Origin of the sequence: Novosphingobium sp. (assembly GCF_036733805.1) — a bacterium.
Lineage (GTDB): Bacteria > Pseudomonadota > Alphaproteobacteria > Sphingomonadales > Sphingomonadaceae > Novosphingobium.
On sequence record NZ_DAIMZT010000135.1, the window covers coordinates 1 to 2313 of the forward strand.

The 2313-nt window shown below is 64.0% G+C and carries 2 protein-coding genes; one reads left to right on the plus strand and one right to left on the minus strand.

The window, feature by feature from the left end; genetic code table 11:
- The first annotated feature begins 398 nt into the window (after positions 1 to 398).
- Complete coding sequence (locus V7D69_RS15860) at positions 399 to 1934, plus strand: serine hydrolase domain-containing protein (protein ID WP_333606316.1); 1536 nt, start codon at positions 399 to 401, stop codon at positions 1932 to 1934.
- Between the two features lie 49 nt (positions 1935 to 1983).
- Here the strand turns inward: V7D69_RS15860 and metG are convergent.
- Positions 1984 to 2313 (minus strand): methionine--tRNA ligase subunit beta (gene metG, locus V7D69_RS15865; RefSeq protein ID WP_333606317.1); only part of this gene is annotated, 330 nt, incomplete at its 5' end.

The window sequence follows — 2313 nt, forward strand, 5'->3', positions numbered from 1 at the left end:
GAAGGATGTATCGCTTTGCTTGAAGAATGCCCAGTGCCTGATCATGGCCCCACCCCGCGCGCACGCGACCACGCTGCGCAGCCCCGAACGGGCGACGTTGCGGCCACCAAAGGCTGCGCCCCGGATTGGGAAAAAAACGTTGCCAGCGCGTGATGCCTGTTTCACGGAGCGTCGGTCACCACCCGCGCGCCTTCGTCCGGCGTGCCATCGTGCCGGAACGCTTTCGCCAAGGCGTGGCGGGTGCGCAAGGCGACGGTGACTCGCTATGGCGAAGCTCGTGGAATATTTCGCGCTCGTTGGCGGTCTTGTTGGCGTGTATCTGTTAGTGGATGATCGGGAGGTGCGCGACCTCCATCCGGAGGTTTCATGGCCGCGCTGATCCCGTTTCGGGGGCAAAAATGCGAACAGGTTTCGTTCTGGCGGCTGTGATGCTGGTTCTCGTTGCGAAGAACGTGCCCGCGCAGACCACCGTTGCGCCTACGGACCCGCCGTCGCAAGGGGCGGGCATCGACGCCGCGATCAACGCGCGCTTCGAGCATTTCAGGCAGGCAGTGCATGCACCCGGCCTTGTCTGGGGAATCGTGCAGAACGGGCGGCTCATGTATGTCGGTGCCCTGGGGGTACAGGATGTCGAAACGCGCCGGCCGGTCACTGCCGACACCGTTTTCCGCATTGCCTCGATGAGCAAGGCCTTCACGGCGCTTGCCATCCTGAAGCTGAAAGACGAGGGCAAGCTCTCGCTTGACGATCAGCTCGACCGCTACATCCCCGAGGCCAGGGGATGGCGATACCCCACCAGCGATTCTCCGAAACTGACCGTGCGGGATCTCCTCGGCCACGTGGCCGGCCTGGGTCCTGACGACCCATGGAGTGACCGCCAGCAGCCGATGAGCGAACAGGCCTTCACGGCCTTGCTCGGGAAAGGCCCCTCGTTCAATCAGACTCCGGAGACCGCTTATGAGTATTCGAGCCTGGGTTATGCGCTGCTTGGGAGGGTGATCACCAAGGTTTCCGGACTTCGTTACGACCGCTATATCGAAAATACCTTCATGCGTCCGCTCGGCATGGGCGCGAGCGGCTACGAGATCGCCGATGTGCCGGCCGATCGACTCGCCGTCGGCTATCGCTGGGAGAATGGGGGCTTCGTGCGGGAGCCTGCCATGGCCAACGGCGCATTCGGCGCCATGGGCGGTGTGCATGCGAGCGCGAACGACTATGCGCGCTGGGTCGCATTCCTGCTTTCGGCGTGGCCGGCGAGCAGTGGCCCGGAAACCGGGCCGGTGCGTCGCGCGATCGTGCGTGAACTGGCGATTGGGACGAGCTTCCCGCGTCTGGGCAAGCGTCCGCGTCCGGGCGATGCCGGACCTTGCCCGTTTGCAGCGGTGTATTCGGCCGGGTTCAGCGTGGTGCGCGATTGCGATCTCGGGCTGCTCCTCACACACAACGGCGGTTATCCCGGCTACGGATCGACCGTTCTCCTGATGCCTGATTACGGGGTGGGCGTCTTCGCCTTCGACAACCGTACTTACGGAGTGCCGGTGGGAGTCGTGTTCGATGCGGCGCAGATGCTGAAGGATGCCGGACTGCTGCGGGCATCACCCGTGCACGTCAGCGATGTGCTGGCGCGCGCTTATGGCCTGGCCGGCGCCATGTACCGCGCGGGTGACGTGAAGCCGGGAATCGACGATCTGGCGGTCAACTTCCTCATGGACCGTTCCGCGGAGAACTGGGCGCGTGAATTCGAGCGCCTGAAAGGCGAGGTCGGCGCCTGCGGTGCGCAAGAACCCATAACCGCCACGGGTCTGCGGGCAGGCACTTTCGCCTGGCACTGCGAACGTGGCGCGATCCAGGGGACGATCGAGCTTTCGCCGACCAACCCGCCGCTCATCCAGACCCTAACCCTGCAGGCCGACGGCAAGAAACAAAAACAATGACCCCCTGCTGCAGGCCGCTTCATCGGACCGGTCTGGATCGTAAAGACGATTACTTCACCGGCATGCCAGGTTTCGCGCCGTTGTCGGCATCGAGCAGGAACAGATCCGCGCCGCCGCTGCCGGCCGACAGGATCATGCCTTCGCTCAACCCGAAGCGCATCTTGCGCGGCGCGAGGTTGGCGATGAACACCACGTTGCGGCCAACCAGTTTCGCGGGTTCGGAATAGGCGGCCCTGATGCCGGAAAAAATCTGGCGCTTGCCGAGTTCGCCGGCGTCGAGTTCGAAGCGCAGCAGCTTGTCGGAACCTTCCACCGCTTCGCAGGCCAGCACCTTGCCGACGCGCAGGTCGAGTTTGGCGAAGTCGTCGATGGAAATGGT